The organism is Klebsiella sp. AqSCr (assembly GCF_008452795.1).
GTDB lineage: Bacteria > Pseudomonadota > Gammaproteobacteria > Enterobacterales > Enterobacteriaceae > Klebsiella > Klebsiella pneumoniae.
In genome coordinates this window covers 1-5,993 of record NZ_MJDM01000033.1, presented here as the reverse complement: position 1 = coordinate 5,993, position 5,993 = coordinate 1, and the positions used below count along the sequence as shown (strand labels likewise).

Below are 5,993 nucleotides of genomic sequence, written 5' to 3'. Positions count from 1 at the left end.
GGCGTTTCTTAAAACACCCGTTAAGGAAATACTGTGAAAAAAATTAACCGTACACTCCGCAAATGTTGTCTGTCGGGGCTTATCAGCCTGGTTTTGTGTGCACCTGTTCCGGCCGTGTATGCCGCCAGCATCGAGACGGGATATTCTCCGGAAGGAACGGCTCTGCAGCTGGTCCTGAAGACTATTGATTCTGCACAGCAGGAAATCCGGCTGATGGGGTATTCCTTTACCTCACCTGAAGTCGCCGGTGCGCTTGTCAGGGCAAAGCGGCGTGGTGTCGATGTGAAGGTGGTTCTGGACTGGAAAGCCAATACCGGCAAGCAAAACCAGGCGAGCCTGGCGGCCATGAATCTTCTGGTCAATGCCGGCATCCCGGTTCGCACAGTGTCGCAGTACAAAATCATGCACGACAAAGTCATCATTGCTGACGGCCACAATATTGAAGTCGGGTCTTTTAACTACACCCGCGCCGCTGATCGGGGCAATTCAGAGAACGTGCTTGTCGTATGGGATGTTCCAGTCGTAGCTCAACGCTATCTGCAGCACTGGCAGTCTCGCTGGAATGGCGGTACTGATTGGCATTCATCGTACTAACGATCACATTGAACACATTTTTTCTGCGCCAACAGGAAAAATGTATTTTACATTAAATTAATGTGTGCACTCGCTGCCTATAAAGACATGTAGTATCTTTGTCCAGGTATTTTGTTAAATGCTTGAGGAGGCAGAGATGTCACAGGTCGTTAACGGAGTTACTTCCTCATCGAAACGTCCCTACCGGAAAGGGAACCCACTTAGCGATGCTGATAAACAGCGATCTTCAGTGGCAAAGAAAAGGGCCACCCATAAAGAAGTTAAAGTGTTCCTGGAACCACAGCTCAAAGACATATTGATGAAAATGTGTCATGACGATGGGTTAACACAGGCTGAAGTACTGTCCCGGTTGATCCAACGCGAAGCATTAGCCAGAAACATATCTTAATGGGCTTACTTTCTTGAGCCTTTACCCGATGAGTGTTAAATTGCTGCGAGATTAGAGCTTTTGGTGTGCCACGCCGTAAGGTGGCAGGGAGCTGGTTTTGTGGATGTTTACCCGGAACCAGAAAGCAAAAACCCCGATAATCTTCTTCAATCTTGGCGGACAGAAAAGATTAACGGGGCCTTCATAAACTGCATAGAACGTGTTGCTCTATGCAGGGAGTATAGAATTATGCCCAGAAAAGTTCAAGACCTTCTGTGCTCACTCCTTCCGTGCAACATAAGCGCAGGAAGCGGTGACTGATCCTCTTCAAAACCACTATTCACAGGTTAAAAACCCGAACCCGGTTTTCACGCCGCGAGAAGGGAAAAAGACCCTGCCGTTCTGCCGTAAGCTGATGGCGAAAGCCGGCGGCTTCACGTCTCGTTTTGATTTTTCCATTCATGTGGCGTTTTTGCGTTCGCTGGGTAAGCGTCACCGGATGCCACCCCTGTTGCGCCGGCGTGCAATTGACGCGCTACTGCAGGCAATGTGTTTTCACTATGATCCGCTGGCCAATCGCGTGCAGCGCTCGATTACCAATATGGCCATCGAGTGTGGACTGGCCACCGAGTCCAGGAGCGGCAACCTGTCAGTCAGCCGTGCCACCCGGGCGCTGAAGTTTCTGGCCGAGCTGGGGCTCATCACCTATCAGACTGAATATGACCCGCAGATCGGCTGTAACATCCCGACCGATATCACCTTCACCCCGGCTCTGTTTTCCGCGCTTGACGTTTCTGAGGTGGCTGTGGTGGCCGCGCGCCGCAGCCGTGTGGAGTGGGAAAACCTGCAGCGCAAAAAGCAGAAACTGAAACCCCTGGAGATGGACGAACTGATCGCAAAAGCGTGGCGGTTTGTGCGTGAGCGTTTTCGCAGCTATCAGGCTGAGCGTAAATCTCACGGCCGTAAGCGGGATACTGCACGGCGGGATGCATCACGGCAGCGTCATGACATCGAGACGCGCGTGCGTCAGCAACTGACCCGCGAATACGCCACCGGCCGCTTCATGGGCGATAAAGAAGCGCTGAAGCGTGAGGTTGAGCGCCGTGTGCAGGAGCGCATGCTGCTGTCGCGCGGGAACAACTACACGCGACTGGCCACTGTCCCCCTATAACATTCCTTCCTTAAAAAATCCGGCCGGCGCCGGAGGCTTTCGCACGCCTGTTGGCCGGCTACTACGTATTATCTTATCTTCAGGCCTGCATTTCTCACCATAATTCCGGTCTTCCTGGCGTCAACATGGCCATAAATGTTATCGCCGGCGTCACTTCTGACGGCCGATTTCTGTTATCCACATATAACTGCAAGGGAGTATTTCATATAGCGCGAACCGATATTTTCGTAGAGCGCCAGCCGTCGGACTTTCAGGGCGCATGGTTCCTTTTAAACATCAGCTCTGTATCTCTTTTAAAGAACCTTTAATAAATCCTGTAAACACATAACCTGTTCATCGCCTGCCCTGTGGACAGGCTGCGGAGAATGCCCGCCCTTGCAGCGACCTGACGGTCGCGCCGGTTCGGCAACACCAGAGAGAGCTCCCATCGCTTCGCGACGGGCCCCGACCGGAGAACCAAATTAGTTACAGCATTCATAAGGAAGTTCATCATAAAACCGGCGCCGGTTTGCCGGCCAGGAGCCCCTCCCCACCACTGAAAAGCGCCGCCGCCCCCGGCCGAAGGCCGGGAGTAGTGTCGCTTTTAATGATGGGTGTTGTAACTACACTTCTTCATCGCTGTGGGGGGAGCTGCGGTTAGTTGTTCGGTACACGCTCGTAAGCGGCCCTCCGGCCCGCTAACGCGGAGATACGCCCCGACTGCGGCTATCGCCTTGTCGGGACCACTCCGACCGCGTACAGAGGCGTCTGAGATGTTTTAAGCGGGTATGGCTTTGCAGCTACCGTGTTAAGTTCCCTGGTGTCGCTGAAATAACTGAAGAACATCCCCCTAAGCGTCAGCAGCAAGCTGCCGCCGCCAAGGCCCCGGAAATCACGCCCTTTACGTCGTAACCGACGTAAAGCCCGCTCACCGGGGTTAAAAGGGATTACCTTAATTTCTTCATTGCTGATAGCGGGTTAAAGCTAACCAGGGCAGGGGGTAGGGTGGCAGAATTTATAGCCCGGTAACCGGCTACGCCGGGCTTTCGGCGCCATTTGACTCCACAGACACATGTAACCTCATCTGGCGCCTCCATGCCGCTGACGCGGCATCCAGAAGTTTCCCGATGCTGTAAGTCTTAACGTCTGCTTTGTGCCAGGAACGGACGTTACTACTAGCTCAAGCAAACCGCTCCTTAGCCCTTAATGAAGAATGGAGGTATTGGTATAAATAGGTGAATATCGGAATATCTCCAACAGGGAAAGGGACGTTTTTAGGGGATAACTATATTATCACCTAGTGGCCGTAAGAATATGCGCAGAGAGAACATATTTCACAACAGCCACCTTAGTTTTATGAAAAATCATAAACCGTAGGAATATTTAAACGCATTTAAACGTCAGGCGAGCAACGCCATTAACAAGTAAGTGTGTATCAATATCAGTTCTGACTTCTTTCATAGATTTATTTTGTACCCTACAGAAATCAGAAGCCTTTTTTGTTGCAGTGCCAATAGCGCCTCGTATACGACCTGCAGCAGGAGCAGCTTCTACCTCAGTGAGGTAGTTCCCATTATCCAGTTTTTTGACATCGGACTGATATGTCAGACCCAGGCCTTGAAACTGTGTTTTATCATTTTGCACAGAGCAACCGCTTAGAAAAGTACCAATTAAAATGGTGGTGGCAATTACTAATGTTTTCATGTAAAGAACAATCCTTATGTATTTGGTTAGTCTCTATTCTACAAACTGAAATACAACATAAATTAAACCAATTGCTATTTATAGATTTGCATACAGCTATCGTATTGAATATTTAGAGAAATAAATCACACTAACCGAAAAACAAGAACGTCAGGTGATCTGTTCCATATGATTCAGAACACATCGATGTAAACATGGATCCCTAACTTCCGCTTCTCGCTCTTAGCGGACTGCGCTCACTTACTGCTGTGAGCGTTACCTTGAGTTTAATGCCAGCCAGGTATAGTCAGGTTGACAGTACTTGTTTCAGTGTAGTGGCACACTGAATTTGGCCACCTGAATAGAGGTGATGGAGTGACCACGCTCCGGTAGACAGTTTCTGTCCTCACTGCGAGGCCTTTTCGAAGGCCTCCGGGCTGACGCCGCCGAGGTGGCTGTGGCGTCGGTTACGGTTGTAGAACACTTCAATGTAATCGAAAATATCCGCCCGGGCCATGTCCCGGGTTTTGTATATCCGCTTCCTGATGCGCTCTTTTTTGAGTGAACTGAAGAACGATTCTGCCACTGCATTATCCCAGCAGTTGCCGCGACGGCTCATGATCGGTACCAGATTATTGGCCCGGCAGAACCGCTGCCAGTCATCACTGCCATACTGACTGCCCTGATCGCTGTGCACAATGACGTTTTCTTCAGGTTTACGTCGCCAGACCGCCATCAGCAGCGCATCCAGTGCCAGCTCGCGCGACAGTGTCGGCTTCATCGACCAGCCCACCACATTACGGGCAAAAAGATCGATAACCACTGCCAGGTACAGCCAGCCCTGCCAGGTGCGGATGTAGGTGATGTCGGTGACCCACACCTGATTGGGCTTCACTACAGTAAATTCACGCCGCACGTGATTAGGCGCTATCAGTGACGGTCGTCCCCGGCTCCCGCGTGGCACTTTATAACCATGTATAGCCTGAATCCTGTTTTTCCTCATGATTTTGGCAACCCGGTTTCTGCTGCACACTTCGCCAATTTCGCGAAGATCGCCATGAACCCTGCGATAACCGTAAACTCCACCACTCAGCGTATAGGAGTCGCGGATGAGTTCCAGCAGTCGCTGGTTATCCTTTTCTCCGGCAGATACAGGGTTATGGAGCCAGACATAAAATCCGGCACGGGTAACCTTAAGGACCCGACACATTGTAACGATCGACCAGATTTCACGGTGATCGTTGATAAAGCGATACTTCAGTCGGGCTCCCTTGCAAAGTACCGCGCTGCCTTTTTCAGAATATCCCGCTCTTCCTCAGTGCGTTTAAGCTGTGCTTTCAGCCTGAGAATTTCTGTTCTGGCATCCAGTAAATCCTGTGCCTGCTGTCCACTGTTGTCAGGCTTAACAGCCCGGAGCCATTTATATAGGCTGTGCGCCGACACGCCGAGCCGTTCAGATACTTCAGCAATAGAATAGCCCCGCTCGGTGATCTGGCGGACGGCCTCTTCCTTAAATTCAGGGGTAAAACGTGGTGTGCCCATAGACTCCTCCTATGCTCAAACTATAGGGCAGATTTGTCTACGGGCTCGGGGTCACTCCACACTCAATGTTCAATTTGACCTTGGTATTGGGGTCAGTTCGAGTAGGCGCAAAGGCGGGGCTTTCTCTACCGAAATTATTATCGATATTTCAGGAAGAGATTTTTCCGGAAAAGCTCTGCGCACAAGCCATGCAGTGGTACACCCGGGGGGCGCAGCGCCATTGACCGGATTGGGGATTGCTTTAATTATTGAACGACTCGTGGGATTAGATGGCAAGCCGCCAGTATCCCAGGGCCTGTATTTCCCTTACCAGGTCCTGGATTCGTCAAGCTATCTGGCACGTCTGGAGCAAGAGGGGGGACAGGTCCTGAAGCTGTAATGGTCGAGATAGCGTGTCATCCGGCAAGCTTGAACTGAGCTTGCCGGTTAATAAGCCCATCAGTCTCCATCCGTGAGTGTTGGATGACATGACGGGCAAATTTTGACGACGTGACCTGCTGCACGTTGACCCACACAGACTGATATTACCTGTACTGGCACACAGCGGACTTCATCAGACTAAAAGTGGCTGTAGGTCCTAACTATTAGGGCTCCGTTTGGAAAACGGAATCTATGGTCACTCCCGTTTTTGCAACACCGATTTTGACGACAAGTTGG

At 51.0% G+C, this 5,993-nt stretch carries 6 protein-coding genes; 4 read left to right on the top strand and 2 right to left on the bottom strand.

Translation table 11 applies throughout. The annotated features are described in order from the left end of the window. Positions 1–42: 42 nt before the first annotated feature. From BHE81_RS25920 to repA, 4 genes are all read left to right on the top strand, one after another. Positions 43–594 (top strand): phospholipase D family protein, encoded by a 552-nt coding sequence (locus BHE81_RS25920; RefSeq protein WP_149888852.1) that lies wholly within the window; start codon positions 43–45, stop codon positions 592–594. 136 nt (positions 595–730) lie between these two features. After that, the gene (locus tag BHE81_RS25915; RefSeq protein WP_009309889.1) at positions 731–982 is read left to right on the top strand and encodes a replication regulatory protein RepA; all 252 of its coding nucleotides are present in this window, start codon (positions 731–733) and stop codon (positions 980–982) included. Between the two features lie 228 nt (positions 983–1,210). After that, positions 1,211–1,282, top strand: coding sequence for a RepA leader peptide Tap (tap, locus tag BHE81_RS29060; protein WP_012539968.1), 72 nt, complete (start codon positions 1,211–1,213; stop codon positions 1,280–1,282). Continuing rightward, positions 1,275–2,132, top strand: a complete 858-nt coding sequence (gene repA / locus BHE81_RS25905) for an incFII family plasmid replication initiator RepA (protein WP_117247346.1) — start codon at positions 1,275–1,277, stop codon at positions 2,130–2,132. The genes tap and repA overlap by 8 nt, the downstream gene beginning before the upstream one ends. Before the next feature lie 1,362 nt (positions 2,133–3,494). Here the strand turns inward: repA and BHE81_RS25890 are convergent. Together BHE81_RS25890 and BHE81_RS25885 are read right to left on the bottom strand one after the other, a co-directional pair. Further along, on the bottom strand, positions 3,495–3,815 hold the full coding sequence (locus tag BHE81_RS25890) for a hypothetical protein (RefSeq protein WP_004197483.1): 321 nt from the start codon (positions 3,813–3,815) through the stop codon (positions 3,495–3,497). A gap of 385 nt (positions 3,816–4,200) precedes the next feature. Further along, positions 4,201–5,336 (bottom strand): IS3-like element ISEc15 family transposase gene (locus tag BHE81_RS25885; protein ID WP_201306696.1). Its coding sequence is split into 2 segments (ribosomal slippage): positions 4,201–5,090 and positions 5,090–5,336, totalling 1,137 coding nucleotides; the frame shifts between segments, so codons are not numbered across the junction. Positions 5,337–5,993 lie beyond the last annotated feature (657 nt).